Source organism: Neobacillus niacini, from assembly GCF_046591715.1.
Lineage (GTDB): Bacteria > Bacillota > Bacilli > Bacillales > Cytobacillaceae > Neobacillus > Neobacillus niacini_L.
Map to the genome: position 1 here is coordinate 1 of NZ_JAWVNQ010000018.1, position 17,556 is coordinate 17,556.

Annotated in this window: 20 protein-coding genes, 1 rRNA gene and 1 pseudogene; 4 read left to right on the forward strand and 18 right to left on the reverse strand. The window is 36.8% G+C overall.

All coding sequences use genetic code 11. The features are described 5' to 3' along the window. From SFC47_RS23405 to SFC47_RS23415, 3 genes are all read right to left on the reverse strand, one after another. Window positions 1-87: ribosomal RNA gene (locus tag SFC47_RS23405) — 16S ribosomal RNA — on the reverse strand; the annotation flags it as partial. 380 nt (window positions 88-467) lie between these two features. Continuing rightward, window positions 468-1,346 carry a proline iminopeptidase-family hydrolase gene (locus tag SFC47_RS23410; RefSeq protein ID WP_411256961.1) on the reverse strand — a complete coding sequence of 293 codons (879 nt, stop codon included), beginning with the start codon at window positions 1,344-1,346 and terminating at the stop codon, window positions 468-470. A 155-nt stretch (window positions 1,347-1,501) separates the two neighbouring features. Further along, window positions 1,502-2,224 carry a TerC family protein gene (locus SFC47_RS23415; protein ID WP_411256962.1) on the reverse strand — a complete coding sequence of 241 codons (723 nt, stop codon included), beginning with the start codon at window positions 2,222-2,224 and terminating at the stop codon, window positions 1,502-1,504. Between the two features lie 170 nt (window positions 2,225-2,394). Here SFC47_RS23415 and SFC47_RS23420 point away from each other — a divergent pair, with 170 nt between their 5' ends. After that, complete coding sequence (locus SFC47_RS23420; RefSeq protein ID WP_411256963.1) at window positions 2,395-2,643, forward strand: glutaredoxin family protein; 249 nt, start codon at window positions 2,395-2,397, stop codon at window positions 2,641-2,643. Between the two features lie 76 nt (window positions 2,644-2,719). On the opposite strand, the gene SFC47_RS23425 is transcribed toward SFC47_RS23420, so the two are convergent. After that, entirely contained in the window at window positions 2,720-3,253 is a 534-nt protein-coding gene (locus SFC47_RS23425; RefSeq protein ID WP_411256964.1) for a GNAT family N-acetyltransferase, read from the reverse strand. A 50-nt stretch (window positions 3,254-3,303) separates the two neighbouring features. After that, entirely contained in the window at window positions 3,304-4,518 is a 1,215-nt protein-coding gene (locus SFC47_RS23430) for an MFS transporter (RefSeq protein ID WP_411256965.1), read from the reverse strand. 318 nt (window positions 4,519-4,836) lie between these two features. Between SFC47_RS23430 and SFC47_RS23435 the strand changes: the two genes are divergently transcribed. Further along, window positions 4,837-5,565, forward strand: a complete 729-nt coding sequence (locus SFC47_RS23435; protein WP_411256966.1) for a cell wall hydrolase — start codon at window positions 4,837-4,839, stop codon at window positions 5,563-5,565. Window positions 5,566-5,605: 40 nt separating this feature from the next. On the opposite strand, the gene SFC47_RS23440 is transcribed toward SFC47_RS23435, so the two are convergent. Then, window positions 5,606-5,746, reverse strand: coding sequence for a hypothetical protein (locus SFC47_RS23440; RefSeq protein WP_411256967.1), 141 nt, complete (start codon window positions 5,744-5,746; stop codon window positions 5,606-5,608). A 73-nt stretch (window positions 5,747-5,819) separates the two neighbouring features. After that, window positions 5,820-6,275 (reverse strand): SRPBCC family protein, encoded by a 456-nt coding sequence (locus SFC47_RS23445; RefSeq protein WP_411256968.1) that lies wholly within the window; start codon window positions 6,273-6,275, stop codon window positions 5,820-5,822. Between the two features lie 126 nt (window positions 6,276-6,401). On the opposite strand from SFC47_RS23445, the gene SFC47_RS23450 reads away from it, so the two are divergent. Continuing rightward, on the forward strand, window positions 6,402-7,238 hold the full coding sequence (locus SFC47_RS23450; RefSeq protein WP_411256969.1) for an RMD1 family protein: 837 nt from the start codon (window positions 6,402-6,404) through the stop codon (window positions 7,236-7,238). 66 nt (window positions 7,239-7,304) lie between these two features. Here the strand turns inward: SFC47_RS23450 and SFC47_RS23455 are convergent, their stop codons facing one another. The 3 genes from SFC47_RS23455 to sda form a co-directional block, all read right to left on the reverse strand. Further along, on the reverse strand, window positions 7,305-7,727 hold the full coding sequence (locus tag SFC47_RS23455) for a DUF1801 domain-containing protein (protein WP_411256970.1): 423 nt from the start codon (window positions 7,725-7,727) through the stop codon (window positions 7,305-7,307). Window positions 7,728-7,915: 188 nt separating this feature from the next. Continuing rightward, the gene (locus tag SFC47_RS23460; protein ID WP_411256971.1) at window positions 7,916-8,404 is read right to left on the reverse strand and encodes a GNAT family N-acetyltransferase; all 489 of its coding nucleotides are present in this window, start codon (window positions 8,402-8,404) and stop codon (window positions 7,916-7,918) included. A 283-nt stretch (window positions 8,405-8,687) separates the two neighbouring features. Beyond that, window positions 8,688-8,822 carry a sporulation histidine kinase inhibitor Sda gene (gene sda / locus SFC47_RS23465; protein ID WP_411256972.1) on the reverse strand — a complete coding sequence of 45 codons (135 nt, stop codon included), beginning with the start codon at window positions 8,820-8,822 and terminating at the stop codon, window positions 8,688-8,690. Between the two features lie 156 nt (window positions 8,823-8,978). Here sda and SFC47_RS23470 point away from each other — a divergent pair, with 156 nt between their 5' ends. Then, window positions 8,979-9,677 carry a Na-translocating system protein MpsC family protein gene (locus tag SFC47_RS23470; protein ID WP_411256973.1) on the forward strand — a complete coding sequence of 233 codons (699 nt, stop codon included), beginning with the start codon at window positions 8,979-8,981 and terminating at the stop codon, window positions 9,675-9,677. A 50-nt stretch (window positions 9,678-9,727) separates the two neighbouring features. On the opposite strand, the gene SFC47_RS23475 is transcribed toward SFC47_RS23470, so the two are convergent. From SFC47_RS23475 to SFC47_RS23510, 8 genes and pseudogenes are all read right to left on the reverse strand, one after another. Further along, a complete protein-coding gene (locus SFC47_RS23475) occupies window positions 9,728-10,579 on the reverse strand; it encodes a P-loop NTPase family protein (RefSeq protein WP_411257020.1) in 852 nt (283 codons plus the stop codon). Between the two features lie 352 nt (window positions 10,580-10,931). Beyond that, window positions 10,932-11,744 carry a VOC family protein gene (locus tag SFC47_RS23480; RefSeq protein WP_411256974.1) on the reverse strand — a complete coding sequence of 271 codons (813 nt, stop codon included), beginning with the start codon at window positions 11,742-11,744 and terminating at the stop codon, window positions 10,932-10,934. Window positions 11,745-11,757: 13 nt separating this feature from the next. Beyond that, window positions 11,758-12,740: pseudogene (locus tag SFC47_RS23485) on the reverse strand (quinone oxidoreductase family protein). Between the two features lie 75 nt (window positions 12,741-12,815). Further along, window positions 12,816-13,556, reverse strand: coding sequence for a TerC family protein (locus SFC47_RS23490; protein WP_411256975.1), 741 nt, complete (start codon window positions 13,554-13,556; stop codon window positions 12,816-12,818). A gap of 435 nt (window positions 13,557-13,991) precedes the next feature. Beyond that, window positions 13,992-14,852: a M15 family metallopeptidase gene (locus tag SFC47_RS23495; RefSeq protein WP_411256976.1), complete on the reverse strand. Its 861-nt coding sequence runs from the start codon at window positions 14,850-14,852 to the stop codon at window positions 13,992-13,994. Window positions 14,853-14,953: 101 nt separating this feature from the next. Beyond that, window positions 14,954-16,060, reverse strand: a complete 1,107-nt coding sequence (locus SFC47_RS23500; protein WP_411256977.1) for a sensor histidine kinase — start codon at window positions 16,058-16,060, stop codon at window positions 14,954-14,956. Beyond that, entirely contained in the window at window positions 16,053-16,748 is a 696-nt protein-coding gene (gene vanR, locus SFC47_RS23505; protein WP_411256978.1) for a vancomycin resistance response regulator transcription factor, VanR-F/VanR-M family, read from the reverse strand. Before vanR ends, SFC47_RS23500 begins: the two co-directional genes overlap by 8 nt. Before the next feature lie 133 nt (window positions 16,749-16,881). Beyond that, the gene (locus SFC47_RS23510) at window positions 16,882-17,487 is read right to left on the reverse strand and encodes a DedA family protein (RefSeq protein WP_411256979.1); all 606 of its coding nucleotides are present in this window, start codon (window positions 17,485-17,487) and stop codon (window positions 16,882-16,884) included. Between the last annotated feature and the right edge of the window lie 69 nt (window positions 17,488-17,556).

Here is a 17,556-nt window from a genome sequence, read left to right on the forward strand (position 1 = left end):
ATGCAAGCACCTCTTGATTCGCTCGACTTGCATGTATTAGGCACGCCGCCAGCGTTCGTCCTGAGCCAGGATCAAACTCTCCAAGAAAGTTGATATAGCTCATTTGTTACGTTGGCTTAGCTTTTATAAAAAGCTAAAAAATTGTTTGTTGACGTTCTTGTTTGTTTAGTTTTCAAAGAGCAATATCGCTTGTTCAGCGACTGGATTAATAGAATAACATGATTCTATTATTTTATCAAATACTAATTTCTTCCAAAATTTATTGGAACCAATTAATAGAAGTAGTTGCCGCAATCAGAAGCGACAAGAAATATAATAACAAGAATTTCTTATCTCCGCAATAAACAATTTTTTCCAATAAGAACAACTTGTACGGCTTCTGGAATAACACCTTATTACTAGAGTTGGCCTTGTGTACCCATAAAAGGACCGCCTTAAATATAAGGCGGATAGAATTATTTTTTATATCAGTTAGAATCAACCGTCTTTAAAAAGTCTCCTACTACCCTTAAATACTCTTCTTTTTCTTCAAAGTAGGCCATATGGGCACTTTTCTCATAAACATGTAATTTCCCATTTGGCACCAGACTGCTAAAGTATTCGGTTGATTCCGGTGTAGCCTCATCATAACGGCCGCAGGTAAAGAGTGTCGGACAACTGATTTCATTCAATCTGGATGTACAATCAAAGAACTTTAAATTTCCTTTTACACTAAACTCAGATGGACCCCACATGATATTATAGATTTGTGGATTCCGATACTCTGCTCCCTTTTTAACCCACTCAGGATCTGGTTCTTCCTGTACTCGACAAACAAATTCCTTGGCAAATTCCTTAATGGAAGCTTTATATTCCTCTGAATCTGTATTACCATTCTCTTCACATTCTGTAATTGTATTTTGTACATTTATAGGGAGCTTTTTAAGATTTTCAATCTGGTCCTGTTCCCAACGCGGAGCACTTAAACAAGGACTTGAAAAAATAACACTTTTAACCCCGCTAGGTTTTGTTAAACAGTATTGTGCTGCAAGCGTTGTTCCCCATGAATGCCCTAAAATATGTACTTCATCTAAATGTAATGCTTCTCTAACCTGAGCTAATTCTTCTACAAAGCGATCAAGCTGCCATAGAGAAGTGTCAGTTGGACGATCCGACCTTCCACAGCCTAATTGATCATATAAAATAACGGGCCTGTCTTCTTTTAGATCCTGTAAACCCTCTAAAGAATAGCTTGATGATCCAGGACCTCCGTGTAAAATGATGACAGGAGTCCCTTCTGAATTTCCATTAAACTTTTGATACCAAACTCTGCCGCCTGTTACCTCTATGTATCCCTCTTCACGCATAAACCTTCCCCCTAAAAAGACAAGAAATATATATCTAACGACTTTTTAATAATACCCTATATTATAAAAATTTTGAAAACATTTGTTAATGATGGGTAAATAAAAACGACTATCAAATAATAGTGATAGTCATTTTTTACATCAAAAATCCTATATTATTTTGTTGTAAGCTTGCCTTTTAAGAAATGTACAAGGAATGTCCCCATAAAGATTCCAATTAATATACTAAAGAAAATAACTTCTTGCATTTGGTACCCAAAGGCTGATGCAATCATTCTCAATCCAATAATTCCGATTAAAACAAAGGCTGTGGTTTCAAACTCAGGTATTCTTTCTATTAAAGCTAAGAATAATTGCGCTACACCGCGCATCATTAAAATCCCTAAGATACCTCCTAAAAATAATACCCAAACTTGATTGGAAACACCAAATGCTGCAATAACACTATCAATACTAAACGCAATATCCATTAGTTCAACGGTTAAGACAGTGCTCCAGAAACCAACTTTTTTTGTTTGAATCTCTTCTTCCCCATCTTTTTTATTTATGAAGTTTTGAAGGACAAGCCAAAGGAGATAATGACCTCCAACGATTTTGACCCAGCCTATATTAATCAATGTAACCCCTATTCCAATGGCAATAACGCGAAATAGATAAGCACCAATGATTCCGTAGAAAAGTGCTTTCTTTCGTTGTTCTTCTGGCAAATGCTTAACCAAAACAGCCAGGACTAGAGCATTATCAGCAGATAATAACCCTTCTAGGATGATTAAGGTACCAATGATTCCCCAGCTCGCAGGATCCGTTAATACATCTCCCAAGGCGTCTAATGATAAAAATGAACCATAATTCGCTATGATTTCTTGTAAGAACTCCATCCCCTTGATCCAATCTCCTTTTCATTGTTTTTTTCTAACGATCTGCTTGTCTTCCTTATTGTATGTGTATGTCAGGTCCCGGATTATATGAACCAAGCTAGAGATTAATCCTAGAAATGAGACATTTTCTAATGAATGGTTTAATATGAAGCTATAATGAATTAGGAGGAATGAATGTGCGAAAAGTGGTTATCTATACTCAAGAGAGCTGTGGTCCATGTACAGCCGAAAAGTTATGGTTGAAAGATAATGGGGTTGAGTTTGAAGAAAAAGACATCAGGGCAAACCCGCAATACTTAAATGAAATCGTTGAACTAGGGGCTTCTGCTACCCCCGCAACCGTTATTGAAGATGAAAAAGGTTCACAGGTTGTTTTGGGCTTTGACCAAGAGAGACTAAGTGAAATTCTGGGGATATAAATATAAAAACATACCAAGGGGGCGGTTCTCCTGGTCGCAAAAGACCAGGAGAACCGTCCCCTTGGTCACTTTTTCGTTACTCAAAAAAAGCACGGGAGTATTCTACTGTACCATATACATTCTCAAGAGCACCTTCTTCAAGCTCTAACGCCATGAAGTATTCTTTTGCTACGTCAAAAGGTGGTGTGATTCCCCATTGTGATGAAGGTTTAAAACCGAGTTTTGGATAATACGTAGGATGCCCTAGAACTACAACAGAATGGAAGCCGATGTTTTTCGCTATTGTCAAAGATCTTTCAATTAATAGTTTTCCGATTCCTTGATTCTGATATTCAGGCAGAACGGAAACAGGAGCCAAAGCCAAAGATCCCACAGAACTATGCCCATTTTTAATTTCTATTCTAGACAGGAGTATATGACCAAGTATTTCATGTGTTTCTTGATGAACTGCAATTAATGATAATTCCGGAATAAATGCTTTTGAATTCCGCAAACGAGACACTAGTTCATGTTCTTTTTTATCACTAATTTCTACATTTGCAAATGCACTTTTAATAACTTCTTCTGTATTTCTATAATCCGATGGCACTTCTTGCCTAATGGCATACATTGCTTTGAACCCCCACCCAAAAGAATAAATACACTCACATTTTACCCTGCCTAAAGCGACTTCTCCGTAACAACTTTAGATTTACTGTCGCGATGTAAGTCGTTTGCATGCCAATAAGCCATACCTGTTGCGGATAACAGTAAAATACCAGTGACAACAAACACCGTTTGGACAGGGAATATACCGCCAAGGATCCCTCCGATAATTGGACCAATCATCCCTCCAATTTGATTGGAAGTTTGATGCAAACCAAAAGCACGCCCTCGGAAATCTTTTGGAGTTGACCTTACAACCAGACCGTTTAGTGCTGGAAATACGGCACAGAAAAAGATTCCAAAGATGAACCGGGTCAGAGAGAATCCCCAGATATTACTGAAGACAATTTGCGCAATGGTTCCAATACCCCCGCCCATTAATCCGATAAATAAGACTTTCTGGAAGCCGACCTTGTCAGCCCACCTGCCCCACATTGGAGCAAAAATGACACTAGCAATCCCCGGCAGTGAGAACACAATTCCTGCCAGTAACGAAGCATGTTCATGAGAACTTCCTAAATCTACAATATATAACGGCAGAACCGGTTCAATCGTCATAATCGAACCAGATGTGATCGCAGTTAAAGCGAGGACCAGCATCAACGAACGATTAGAAGCTGCCATTTTAAAATCATTCATGATTGAGCCTTTGTCTTTACTAGGTGTGAAGTTTTCCTCCGTAACCCAAAAGATGACTAGCAGCGTGGAGATGAGCGCAAAAATCCCTGCACTGCCAAATGCCACACGATTCCCCACTAATGAAGCGATCCCTCCGCCGAGTAATGGACCAACAATTCCCCCAGATGCCGAAGCAGAGGAAATCATAGATAGTGCATATCCGACTTTGTTGCTTGGAGTATTGGTTCCTACTAGAGCAATCGCTCCAGGAATGAAACCGCTTAGTAATCCTTGCATTATGCGTAATCCTAGCAATTGATATGGATTTGTAACAAAAGCGGTTAACGTATAAACAACAAAAAGTGCTAATCCTGCCCGAATTAACAACGGCTTTCTTCCATATTTATCAGCCACTCTCCCCCAAAACGGGGAAGCAATCGCACCAGCAAAAAATGCAGCACTAAATAACAGACCAGACCATACTTCTGTGTGTTCATGCACACCAATTTGAAGCAGGAAAATAGGCAAAAACGGGATAACCATAGAAAAACTGGCTGAAGTGAAAAAGACTCCGATCCATAGCACCCACAAATTACGCTTCCATATTAGCATGCAAATCCATCTCCATTATATTTCATCTAATATGGTATATCTTATCATAATGCCTATTTATTTTCATTTCCGAAATATTAGATAATAGAAATATTTTGTAATATCCCCCTTCTCACTATATATTTCATGCAAAATTTTCCTCTATACCGTAAAAATGGCTGTATTATGACAGGATTATAGGCATATTGTCATATTGTTGCCCCTAGTGTAATGTTGTTCATCAAACTATAAAGAAATGTAACCTTATCGTTCTGTATACCAAGTGCTTGGCCATGTTAGTGTTATATCATACAAAACAGACATCAGGAGGTAGCACACATGAAAAACACTTATTTTAAAAAAGTTGCGGTAGCTTGTGTAGCTACATTTGCATTTATCGGTATACACAATTCTACTGTTGAAGCGATAACGGAATATGAAGTTGTAAATGTAGACAGCCTGGCCGAAATTGGACAAGCTTATGCTTATGGTCCATTCATGTATGAAATCAAAAAAGAAACTAATGAAGAATATATTGAATTCAATGACGAAAAAGAATTCATTCCATATAAACCAGACCTTTATAAAAAGCAACTTCAAGAAGAAGAAGCAAAAGCGGAAGAAACAGCTAATGCAGAACCAGAATCCAAAGAACTTGAAGAGGTAAAACAGCCGGAACCAGAAACACCAGCGGTTTCTATTTCAAATGAAGAAAAAGACCTTTTTGCGAGACTAGTAGAGGCTGAAGCAAAAGGTGAATCGTATGAAGGAAAAGTAGCTGTTGCGACAGTTGTGTTAAACAGAGTGGAATCACCCGAATTTCCAGACACAGTATCAGGAGTTATAAATGAAGTAGTCGGCGACGCGTATGCCTTTTCACCTGTTCAAAATGGTGAAATTAATGATTCAGCATCAGATGAATCTATTCGTGCTGTTGAAGAAGCACTAACGCGACAAGATAATTTAAATGATTGCATTTATTTTTATAATCCAGAAATTGCAACAGATACTTGGATTACAACTCGCGAAGTTGTAAAGACAATTGGAAATCATGTATTCGCAAAATAGTTGAAAGAGCCGTCAGTAAAGTACGGCTCTTTTTTGTATTTTATTTTTCTTTTTCGTACGCTATCACTACAACCTCTTTATTCGCTTGTTCACTTAATTTTTCTTCAAGAGATTTAATCTCACTTACTAAGTTTGTTGTCAAATCTGCCGCAACATAATCCTTTAATTCATCCATCATCATCTCTCCTTTACTTTTTATTATTATACTTTAAGGAGAAAGTATTACATTAAATTCATAATAATATCCTTTGAAATTAAATGGTTATAGCAGGCAAAGCTCTTCCGGTTTCTAGAAGGCTTTTTAAATTACTTAAAATCGCTGGCCAGCCATTATTTAAACCCTCAAAAGTATCTTCTTTATCCACTAAATCACCAGGCTGAAGATTTTCATGATGTAACACTAATTTTACGGTTTCATTTAAAGAAATTAAACGAAAGGTAACTTTAGAAGGCTCCTTAGTTTGGACTCCATCCCCCGCATAGGTCCAGGTGAAAGAAAGTTCTCGATAGGGATCACATCGCAGGATTTGCCCATAATCAGATACCTTGCCATTTCGAGAATACGTAATTTCTGATCCTTCCTGCCAATGTGATTGTATGCTGCTTCCAAAGAAATATTTTTCTGTGTATTCGCTGCTAGTCAAAGCTTCCCAGACTTTTTGGGGTGTTGCAGCAATGTACGTAACATAAACAAATTCATTCGTATTCATACATTTCTCCTTTAAAATCTTCTTTATTCATACCCTCATCATTTATTCTCTATTCTTTTTTGCTTTTCCTTCATTAACTTAGTGTGTTGTTTCATATACTATTTAAAAAGAAAAGAGTGGTGAAAAATGAGAGATTTGACTTTTAAAGCTTTTGCCATTACAAATGAGATTGATTTAAACAAAATCGCCATTCATTGTGGGATACCAAAGAAATTCACCTGGGAGGAACCATTGATTTTAAGAGGTGAAATATTAAAGTCGATTCTACATAAAGATGTAGATGAAACACAAATGGTACTGGTTTTTTCCTTCGGCAGTATTGTCTTCATTAATTATACCACTCCAATTGAGATCACCGCTCTATTGAATTACCTTCACTCCTTTGAGCCAGATATTGATGTCAAAAGAGCAAATAGATATAGCGATGATTACAGCTTGCACATAAAGGAAACGGAAAGCATTGAGTTAACAGATGAGTATGTGGTCGTTCCTGAGTACGAAACCTACTATCCAGAGTTGATATCTACCGTTCTGGCGAAGTCAGTGGCATTAGAAAAAACAGAAGAACAGCTGGGGCATATTAATGATAAACTTGAAACCATGATAGACCGCCTGGAGAAAGGCAAGCTGAGGATTGGAAATAAAGAACTAGCAAGGACAACGGCAAAAATAATTCGTCACGAGTATAATACCCTTGCTTACATCATGATCCTTGATAAACCTGATATTACGTGGACAAGCAGTACAGCGGGTGAATTTTATGATAGAATGCTCGAGTTCTTCGAATTAAATGATCGCTATAAAATCTTAAAAAGCAAAACGGAAATCCTTTACAACATTATGGATGGGTTTTCGACCATCAGCCATTCGATTCGAGGCCTATTCGTTGAATGGATTATTGTTATTCTGATCCTCTTTGAAATTGTCCTGTCACTATTGGGAATAGCCGGCTTACTTCCCTAACCAAAAAAATCAAATAGAGTCCGTTATTTTGTAATCAGCAGATTGCAAATAAGGGACTCACAAGCGTTATTTGGCAGGATACATTTTTTGTAAAAAGGATACAGATTCATTAATTAATGCTTTTAAAACTTCAACATCAATATCTGCAAGCTTATTTACGTATACACATGCTTTCCCTGATGTGTGTTTACCTAATTGTTTTAACACTTCTTCCCTCTTTGGTTCACCTGGTGCAAAATATAAACTAATTTTGGCCTTCCTAGGTGAGAAGCCGACTAATGCTGCATCCCCTTCATGGCCAGAAGCATATTTGTAATGATACGATCCAAAACCAATAATACTCGGGCCCCACATTTTCGCTTCAAACCCAGTGGTCTCTGTGAAAATATCCAATAATTTGTATGCATCTTCGCGCTTTTTAGGGTTTTCTATTTGTTCGATAAACTCAATGACACTATTGTCTGTTTCTTTTGTTTTTAATTCGTACATCCATTATGCTCCCTTGTCATAAGCGTTGTTATTACAGCCCATTCTAACATAATTCTCCTCTGGTGAAGATAATAACCCTATAGACTACTTGCTATTTTTTTAAAATAATATCTGTGCTTTAAGAGCAAAGATATGATATAGGTATAAAAAAAGAACCTGGATTTTTGGGCTCAGGTTCTTAAATAACATTACTGTAATTTTTTAATCATGTTGTACCAGGTTACCCCGCCGTGCTCCGATTTTGAAACACCCCTATTGACATATCCTAAATTTTCATAGAAAGGAATTAATTCTTCTTTACAGGTTAAGGTAATACTTTCACGCTTTTTCGATAAAGCTTCATTTTCAAGATGTGTTAATAATGCTGTAGCCACTCCTCTTGTTTGGAAATGGGGAGTCACTGCTACACCTAAAACCGTTTGGTGCCCGCCAATTGCTGGATTTTCCTTAATCTCATCAAACAAATCATCTGTGATGAATTCAGTTTCAATCACAGGGCCATTTACTAAACCAATGATTACCCCACATTCTTCCGCTACAAAAAAGCTATCCGGAATTTTTTGAACCCGCTGCCGAAACGCCTCTTCTGTTGCAGCTTCTTCGATTGGAAAGCAAATTTGTTCAATAATGACAAGCTCAGGTAAATCTTTCATCGTTACATTTCGAATAGTTAACATTGCATGCGCTCCATATTTTCATAGTTTTTTCTAGAGTTTCAATTCCTTCTTAATATATAAAATTATACAAAAATATTTAGTATTTTAGTAAGAAAAATAAAGATTGTTAGACAAAAAGAAAAAAGTTAGGATATCCTAACTTTAAAAATAGTATAAGTAGTCAAAAAATTTAACAGGTACCTCATTTATAAGAATGAAGAGCAAAAGCCATTCGCTGTTCCTTATTACATAACACCTAGTACTTAAAAAAGAGGATTAAAAATCATCTAGTAAAGAGCTATGGTTATACCATTCTTTCTACCTGATCTAATTGTATTCCTCTCCGATTAATTTCTTCTTCTAGCAAAATAATAAAATCTTCATCTAACTTTAGCCTTACTGCATTAAAATATGTTTCTACCAAAACTTTGTTGCTCATGCTTGAAAACATAACCTACTCCTCAAAGCGAATGGCTTTCTATCCCTTCACCTACTAACATTATATTTTTATTTGGAGAAACAAACCATGCTAATTATTTCCAATAAATAGGGTAACCTAAGTAATAAAAACTTAGTCGTTAAAGGAGACGCGGGGATGGGAACAGAAATAAATAAACAAACAACGGAATTAAGCAGCTACATTAGTAAAATCCTCCGAGAGAATTTCGGTAAGGGTCCAGAAATGGTGCATGTTTCATTAGGTAAAACCTTTATTGTTTTCTATATTCGAAATTTCCTCTCTCCAACAGAAAAGGTGCTAATGAATCAAAAACAAGATGAAAGCGTTCAACAGACTAGGGATTTAGTGATGCAGACGCTAATTCCTGAAATCAATGCCTATATAAAGATTGTTACCGGCATGGAAATAAGAGAATTCTATTATGACTGGAGTCTGCATAATAAATCTGCAATGTTCACTGGAATCTGTACAGATTCAACGAGTATTGACTATCCAATTAATGAGGAGTTTACAGGGAAATCAGAGCTTATTGATGAGATAATAAATTTAAGCTCAGAATCGGAAAAAAAGCCGGAAGAAATTTATGCCTGTCAATTGAATCGATTGGTAGTAGTGATTCGAAACGGAATATTGGTGAGAATTGAAAAGCAATTAATCAGACAAGGGATGCGGGAGCAGCTAAAATTAGCAAAGCGCACACTAGAAAAGGGATTACTGCATAACAACAACCATTTTGAAGGGATCTTAAATACAAGAGTCATTGATATCTTTGTCGACTGGGACTTTGATTTGGATAAGAGTGTAATCGTTTTGATCACCAATCACTCTCAATAGTTTTTTTGCAGTAAAAAAATCAGAGGCGTTATGCACTCTGACTTTCAGACTTAGATTTTTACCGTATTCTTGAATATATCGATAATTTCATTTTTATATGGGTCGAACTCAAACATGGTATTATCAATTTTATATTTTTTCATGTTTAAGGCATTAAATATGGATGACTCTAATTGTTTTCTAGCTTCCAAAACTGAAATGGTCCCTTCAATTCCTTCTGCGCCATTTATTTTTCCGTAGCCTTGATTATTATAATAATCCATAAAACCAGTAGACCATTCTTTCGGCCGTTCTTGAACAGCTTTTTTAAAGGAGGACGAAAGATCTTGTTGATCTACATATAATAACACGGGATGCAATGGCTCAATAATAGCAGCTAATTGTTTTACATAGTTCATAACAACCTCTTCTCGGGCACCATATTTTATCATACCGATGGTTACAGGATTTTGAATAAAGCAGCATTCAAAGATATAGGTTTGTTCTTCTGTTCTTGCCTGGTTAACGAATCTTTGCCATTTATCAGTTATTAATTCGATGTTTTTCTCTAACGGCAATTCATAGATATCATGATCATAAATGTCACTCCAAAAGGTATCAGGCACCAATGACTCATCAAGCTCATTTTTCAGCTTATATTGCGGTAATACAAATCCATCACAGCGTTCAAGAGCATGTTTGACTAAAACTAGCCTAGCATCATTATTATTTTGTAATAACTGGGAGAATTCAGTTTTTGTAAAGTAAGAGCACCCTTCATAATCGGCAGGATGTTCGACATTTCCCTCGAGAAATAACTTGGTATCGACATTCCATTCTTTTAATATATCATTTGTCAGCGATGCGGTTGTAGATTTTCCTGAACCAGGTAATCCCTCTACTAGTATTAGTTTTGTGGTGATCATCTAAACGTCTCCTTACGTTTTATTTTCAATAAATATAAAAATCGCAGATTTCTCTGCGACTTGTGAATTTAGATTTATATGGCATGTTAAACAGCACAAAACAAAACTACCGATGTAAAGCAGCAAAAGAAAGAAGCCCAATACATGTAGACAGTCTAGTTCAGGTATCTGTAAAATGACATAGTAATCCCGTTCACTCATCAGCAGAGAGCGTAATGGTTCGTATGAAAAACGGCCATAAATGGGATTAGTTCAACATGTCTACAGATAACCTCCTTAAAATAACTATCATTATTATAAATTCAATTGAAATTTCATGTCAATCATTTTATTTAGAATAGTCTGGCGATTAGAGGCGCCAATAACCATTTAACCATTCAAAAAATCTGCCATCATTATCTTGACTAATGTTCACTAAAAAGGGAGTTTCGCCTCTTTCATGCAAAACCTTTTCTGCTGGTCCTTCTCCATTTGGTGTGCAAAATAATAGGTGGGTGCCAGACAATTCTAATGTTTGACAACGTGCATTTAAGACTTCATCCCTGAATTCTTTTGTTGGTGTAAGATTTAAAAAGTTGCCCCAGGCTTTTATCGTTTCATCCAAATCCCTTACGACAAATCCAACACTATGAAATTGGCAATTTTCGCCGCCGCTATGCAGCCCTAACATTCCTTGTTCCTTTAATGAAGTTAGTCTTTCAGTATCACTTTTTTTCCATTGGATGAAAAATGGAAAAGAAAGCTGATTGGGGATATCCTCGATAAAAAGAAGTTTCCAGCTGATCACTTCACCAGACGCAGTGACCCGTTGACCAGGAAGTGGACCATAAACAGTGAGGCCAGCTTGTCTCAGCTTGATTGCTAATTCGTGAATCTGATTCGTTCGAATTGCTATTTTAGCAGGACCTTCTCTCTTCTCTTTTCCGAGCTGCTCTACAATTTGGGTAATTAAGCGATTCTCTTCATGCTGCTCAGCAATAGAAAGGACTTCAATGCCCAAAAATTCAATATAGCTTAAACCGAAATAACAAAGAGTATTATAGGTTCCCCATGCTTCATGTCGTCCGCCCTGCACAACATGAATTCCTTTATCTGCAAGGGGCTGTATCGCATTTTCTGGTTTTTGATGAAAACAAACTAAATGGTCGAAAGCAAGTTCCATATCTTTCTCCTTTCTATGCATTTTTACAATCTAATAGAATTTTACCGGTACTATTTCTGCTTTCTATTAATTCATGGGCTTTTGCAGCCTGACTCAATGGAAATTGATGACCAATATGTATTTGTAGGGCCCCATCACTGATATACTTCAACACTTGTGCTGCTGTATCTCGCAGGGATTCAGGTCTATTTTTTCTTGTGGTACCTAAGCTGAATCCAAGGACAGACCGACAACTCGAATGTAAGTCACTTGTTTTTATGTTCCCAGCTTTGCCGCTGGAGTTTCCAAATTGGAGCAAACGTCCATATGGTGCTAAACATAATAAACTTTTTTCAGTGGTATTCCCTGCAATCGAATCTAAAACTACATCGACCCCTTTGCCATTTGTCAGGTCATTTACTTTTTTAGAAAACTCTTCTTCCTCATAACAAATAACATAATCCGCACCTGCGTTTAGAGCGATTTTGACTTTGTCACGGTGTCCAACGGTTCCGATGATATTCTTTGCACCCAATATTTTGGCCATTTGAATCGCCGTTGTCCAACCCCTCCAGCAGCAGAATGAATTAATATATTCTCTCCTGCTTGTAATCTAGCAATATCTGCAAGAAGTTTATATGAAAGAAAGGAAACCGTCGGGCATGCGGCTGCCACGTCAAATGAGATAGTCTCAGGAAGTAAATAAGTTAAATTAGTATCTGCTGCCACGTATTCTGCATACGATCCCGCAGAGGGAAAAGCGATCACTCTATCACCTGCCTTAAACTCTGATACCTCTTTACCGATCTCTACAATAACTCCGGCACAGTCCAAACCAGGAATGTATGGAAAAGTTTGATTTCCCTTAGTACCATAACGGGATTTAACATCCGCATAATTAACACTGCACTTTTCCACTTTTATTAAAACCTGATTATTTTTTATATTTGGTATGGGCATTTCTGTATACTTCATTACGTCGGTTGAACCAAAACCAGTTACAATTACCGCTTTCATTGATTTTCCACTCCCTTAATTTTTCAAAATGAAAATGGCTTGGTGTTATTCCAAGCCATTCTGTGGTGTACGTATTTAGGTTGACTGTTGGTTTTTCTTACCAGATAGGAACCAGCCGCCTAAAGCAATAAGAAGCATTACAGACCAAAAGATTGTATTCCAAATCGGTCCTTCTACAAAGTCATGTGGAATAATGTGCAAAGCAGGATGTGCAAGGGTATGCATCAATAACTTAACTCCGACCCAGCCAACAAGTAACATTGCTGCTGTTTCAAGGCTGGGGCGTTGTGTCAGGACTTTAACAAAGAATCCTGCTGCAAATCGAATCACGATTAATCCAGCGATCGCACCGATTAGGATGACAATAAATTGCGCACCATCCATTCCCCCGATTTCGCCCATTGGTGTTCCTGGCAAGGCAATGACCAGAGCGACTGCTGCTAAAATGGAATCAACAGCGAAGGCAATATCAGCTAATGCTATTTGAGCGACAGTTGCTCTATAGCTCTTACCTGTTTTTTCTTTCCCGCCGTGATCCTTTTTAAGTAAATGTTTTAATGCGATAAAAATTAAATACGCTGCCCCAATCGCTTGAATCCACCAAACATGAAACAAAAACGAAATAATAAAGATGGCACCAATCCTAAAGATAAAGGCCAATAACAACCCAATATTAATCGCCTTTTTTTGCTGGTCTTCTGGCAGGTGCTTCGCCATAATCGCTAATACCAAAGCATTATCTGCAGACAGTAAGCCTTCTAATAAAATCAAAATCAGTAAAACCCATCCATACTCTAATAACAAAGAAAATTCCATCGTATCCCCCTATGTATGATTGCAACGTAATAATAGTATAATTTATGTTTACACTATATTAGTACTATTTTGCACCATTTTATTGATAAAAATTTCCATCGTGGAAATATATTTTATACATGTGGTTGGGAATTTCTTGTATGAGCTGGGATTACTCTCGGATAAGCTGAGATTTCTCTCGGATAAGCTGAGATTACTCTCGGATAAGCTGAGATTACTCTCGGATAAGCTGGGATAACTCTCGGATAGCTGGATTTACTCTCGGATAGCTGGGTTTACTCTCGGATAAGCTGAGCTTACTCTCGGATAAGCCGGGTTTACTCTCGGATAAGCTATGAATACTCTCGGATAAGCTATGAATACTCTCGGATAAGCTATGAATACTCTCGGATAAGCTGAATTTACTCTCGCATATGCTAAATTACTCTCACCTGATTATGATTTCAATTCAGTCACAATAACTCCATCAATATTATTTCCTGAAATCTCATACACACTATTCTTCGATACTTTGATGGCACTACTAGTTTCAATGGGATAAAAAGTAATGGTATATTCTTGTCCATTAACAATAGCAGATATATTCTTTTCTTTTCTTAGATAGTCGATATATTCTTCTAAAGCAAAATCTTTCTCTTCTATGATCGCACTGTGCGGCAGACCTACATAGCGGATATGCCATGGTTCGTATTGAATTCCGGTAATATGGGTTTTATCTTTTGGATAGCGTAAAATAAAACCGTACTTCCAAGCGTTCTTTTCAATCCATTTGCCTTCGGGAGCATCACTCATTTTCATTTGAGTCGATCCTACATCCAATGATAACCCTAGATTGTGTTCACTATGTCCTGCTGGTAAAGCTAAGCTTGCACCCATTTGTTGATAAAGTACATTCTGCTCATTAAAATCCCTGAATCCACTGTTAACAGAAAAATATCGGACCCCTTCATCTTCTGCAGCATTGACCAGCTTAGAAAACTCATAGGCAACTTCTTCTGATAAATATATTTCACTATCTAATAGTCCATATCCTTCTGTTAATTCCTTGTTTTCCATTAAATTCACGACATCTGATTTAATACTCTCTTCGTGGACAGGATGCTCCTTGTTGACCAAAAGTAAATTTCCTTGATAAACGAGTTCGTCTCCAATCCCAACCAAATGAGTACCTTCATCCAATCTATAATCTGGTTCGATATGTTTAATTTCAATACTATCTTTAAAAGTTTCTAATCGATCTGCTATCGTAATTCCCATGCCTACGGCAAGCAATAATAAAAATCCCCACTTTTTCATCTTAAATATCCTCCTATTTCTATCTTGGTATTAGAATAGGAAAAACTATTTAAATAAAAAGTGGGGTAAAGTTTAAATTTTTCTTAAGTTTTTCAATTTGATTAAGTCAATACCATACTCTCGTGCGGTAAACGAACTTCAAAGACTGTCCGAACTAAACTGCTTTCTACCGAAATGGTCCCATTGTGCTGCTCGACAATATTCTTTGCTATGAACAAACCTAGACCTGTACTGTTCTCTTGATGAGAACGAGCTTTATCACCGGTATAAAACATATCAAAAATATGGGGAATTTCATTAGGAGGAATGCTGTCACCATAATTAACAATTTGAACAACCACTTCTTCTTCCTCAATAAAACCGTTAATATCGACATACTGACCATCAACACCATACCGGTTTGCGTTGGTTAATAGGTTTTCAAATACACGTGCTAACAGTTCTCCATCACCTAAAATAGTTAGTGAAGGCTCGATATTGGTACGAGCTGTCAAATCATTTCTTTCAAAGACGGGATACATTTCTTCCTTTAATTGATTGAGCAGATCACTTACATTAAGGTGTTTTTTCTCAATATGTAACATTCCATAATTCATTCGTGTTATCTCAAATAACTCATCAATCAATCGCTCTAATCGCTGTGATTTCGTATAGGCAATAGTTAAATAATGTTCGAGTTCTCCCTTAGTCAACTCTTTATCCTTTAGGATTAAATCCAAATAACCGATAACGGAGGTAAGCGGTGTCCGTAAATCATGGGCCAAATTAACGACTAACTGATCCTTACTGCTTTCCGAAAAATCACCTCTCCGTATGGCTTCTTCTAATTTTTCGCTTGCAAGATTAATATCATGGGCAATATCAGTAAATTCATCATTGGACAGAATTGTAATCCGATGTTTAAAATCACCGCGCGCGAGATTGTGAATTCCATTTGAAATCTCATTAAAATACGCAGTATAAGGCTTTGTAAGTAAATAGAAAAAAAGAATAGAAAGTGGAATAAAAAACATTAAAAAGAAATTAATATCACCTATTCTACTTATAAACAGCCGGAGCACTGCCAAAGGGTCGCCCCAATCAACCCAATTATGGTAGTACCATTGCAGCCCTTTAAAAATCATATATGTAATGGCTGCAGACAGTATCATACTTAAGCCAAATATAAGAACCATTCTTGACCGGAAACTTCGTACGATTTTAACCATTGAATGTATACCCGACTCCCCACACTGTCTTAATTAGCTTGTTCTTCCGTTTATCTTCTTCTAGTTTTTTCCGCAGTGTACGAATATGGACCATTACGGTATTAGCTCCTTCATAGTATGCTTCACCCCATACCTGTTGAAAAATGTTTTCAACACTGAACACTTTCTTTGGCTGCCGGGCTAATAAATATAAAATATCAAATTCTTTTGGCGTGAGGTCAATATTTTCACCATATAAAGTAACGGTCCTTTGTTCCGGAGAAATAACCAATCCGCCAAATTCTAAACCAGAAATAGGATTCACTTTCGGTTGATTTAATTTCATAAACCGGCGCAGCTGTGCATTTACACGGGCAACCAATTCAATGGGAGTGAAGGGTTTCGTCATGTAATCGTCTGCTCCGATCACTAGTCCATGTACTTTATCAAAATCAGATGTTTTAGCACTCAAGAATATGATCGGCATATTATGCTGCTCACGGATATGACGGGTTACTTCATAACCATCCATTTTTGGCATCATGATATCCAAAATGACTAGATCAATCGATTGAGTCTGGATTGCTGCTAATGCTTCCTCACCGTCAAACGCTTTAATAACACGATACCCTTCCTTTTCTAAATGAATCGCAATTAAATGGGCAATTTCTTCTTCATCATCTGCAACTAAAATCGAAATACTTTTCATCTTTACACTCCTAATACATTCCATTCATAAAAATTATAATTGATTGTTTATTGGTTAGGAAGTTTTAACCTATATATTTCCAATAGACTACGTTAAAGTAAAAGAAAAAACACCCCTTCAGGTGTAAATGGATTTAACTCATCACGTTTTGTTTCTTTTGCTGGCGAGTACTCCTTAATTTAATACCCAGATAAAACAATGTGATGAAGATAAATATAAAAAATATTATTAGTTGATAATCCTTGACGATATTCATAACTTTACCAATATCACCTGGATAAAAATGACCTATACTTAGAAATAGAAAAGTGGATGGAGCAATTCCTATCATTGTAAGCAGTGTATAGGTTCGAAGATTCATATGTGACATCCCCGCTAAAAAAGGAACAAAATTCCCTAAATGAAGCGGACTGGAAATGGCAACACTCCATACACCATTCTTGCTAAAGGCTTTCTTCGCCTTTGTTAATTTTTCTTTTTTGGTACTACTTAACCTGTCTTCTATCGAACTACCGAATTTATAGCCAATAAAATAGGGTATCCAACTCCCTATCGCGTATAAGAAGCTGCCTGCTAAAGAAATCCAAATCATCTCGAACCAGGTCAAATCTAAAATAAATCCCACTGTAACCATAATAAACGAGCCGATAAAGGGAAGTGCACTTCCTTCAATAAATAAGGAAATAAACACTCCCCATATCCCCCATTCTCTAATCAGGGATAATATTGATTCAGTCATACTTCTCACTCCATTATATTAGGTAATGCAAGTATAGTAGAAATATAAATTAATCAGAAGGTGCTGAAG

Bases quoted from the DNA above. Each gene is read 5' to 3' on its own strand.
- SFC47_RS23420 (WP_411256963.1), top strand. From the start codon at position 2,395: ATGAATGTGCGAAAAGTGGTTATCTATACTCAAGAGAGCTGTGGTCCA.
- SFC47_RS23490 (WP_411256975.1), bottom strand. From the start codon at position 13,556: ATGGAATTTTCTTTGTTATTAGAGTATGGATGGGTTTTACTGATTTTG.
- SFC47_RS23445 (WP_411256968.1), bottom strand. From the start codon at position 6,275: ATGAATACGAATGAATTTGTTTATGTTACGTACATTGCTGCAACACCC.
- SFC47_RS23480 (WP_411256974.1), bottom strand. From the start codon at position 11,744: ATGGAACTTGCTTTCGACCATTTAGTTTGTTTTCATCAAAAACCAGAA.
- vanR (WP_411256978.1), bottom strand. From the start codon at position 16,748: ATGAAAAGTATTTCGATTTTAGTTGCAGATGATGAAGAAGAAATTGCC.
- SFC47_RS23510 (WP_411256979.1), bottom strand. From the start codon at position 17,487: ATGACTGAATCAATATTATCCCTGATTAGAGAATGGGGGATATGGGGA.
- sda (WP_411256972.1), bottom strand. From the start codon at position 8,822: ATGAGCAACAAAGTTTTGGTAGAAACATATTTTAATGCAGTAAGGCTA.
- SFC47_RS23460 (WP_411256971.1), bottom strand. From the start codon at position 8,404: ATGTTAACTATTCGAAATGTAACGATGAAAGATTTACCTGAGCTTGTC.
- SFC47_RS23430 (WP_411256965.1), bottom strand. From the start codon at position 4,518: ATGCTAATATGGAAGCGTAATTTGTGGGTGCTATGGATCGGAGTCTTT.
- SFC47_RS23425 (WP_411256964.1), bottom strand. From the start codon at position 3,253: ATGTATGCCATTAGGCAAGAAGTGCCATCGGATTATAGAAATACAGAA.
- SFC47_RS23440 (WP_411256967.1), bottom strand. From the start codon at position 5,746: ATGATGATGGATGAATTAAAGGATTATGTTGCGGCAGATTTGACAACA.
- SFC47_RS23470 (WP_411256973.1), top strand. From the start codon at position 8,979: ATGGGAACAGAAATAAATAAACAAACAACGGAATTAAGCAGCTACATT.
- SFC47_RS23500 (WP_411256977.1), bottom strand. From the start codon at position 16,060: ATGGTTAAAATCGTACGAAGTTTCCGGTCAAGAATGGTTCTTATATTT.
- SFC47_RS23415 (WP_411256962.1), bottom strand. From the start codon at position 2,224: ATGGAGTTCTTACAAGAAATCATAGCGAATTATGGTTCATTTTTATCA.
- SFC47_RS23435 (WP_411256966.1), top strand. From the start codon at position 4,837: ATGAAAAACACTTATTTTAAAAAAGTTGCGGTAGCTTGTGTAGCTACA.
- SFC47_RS23455 (WP_411256970.1), bottom strand. From the start codon at position 7,727: ATGTACGAATTAAAAACAAAAGAAACAGACAATAGTGTCATTGAGTTT.
- SFC47_RS23410 (WP_411256961.1), bottom strand. From the start codon at position 1,346: ATGCGTGAAGAGGGATACATAGAGGTAACAGGCGGCAGAGTTTGGTAT.
- SFC47_RS23495 (WP_411256976.1), bottom strand. From the start codon at position 14,852: ATGAAAAAGTGGGGATTTTTATTATTGCTTGCCGTAGGCATGGGAATT.
- SFC47_RS23450 (WP_411256969.1), top strand. From the start codon at position 6,402: ATGAGAGATTTGACTTTTAAAGCTTTTGCCATTACAAATGAGATTGAT.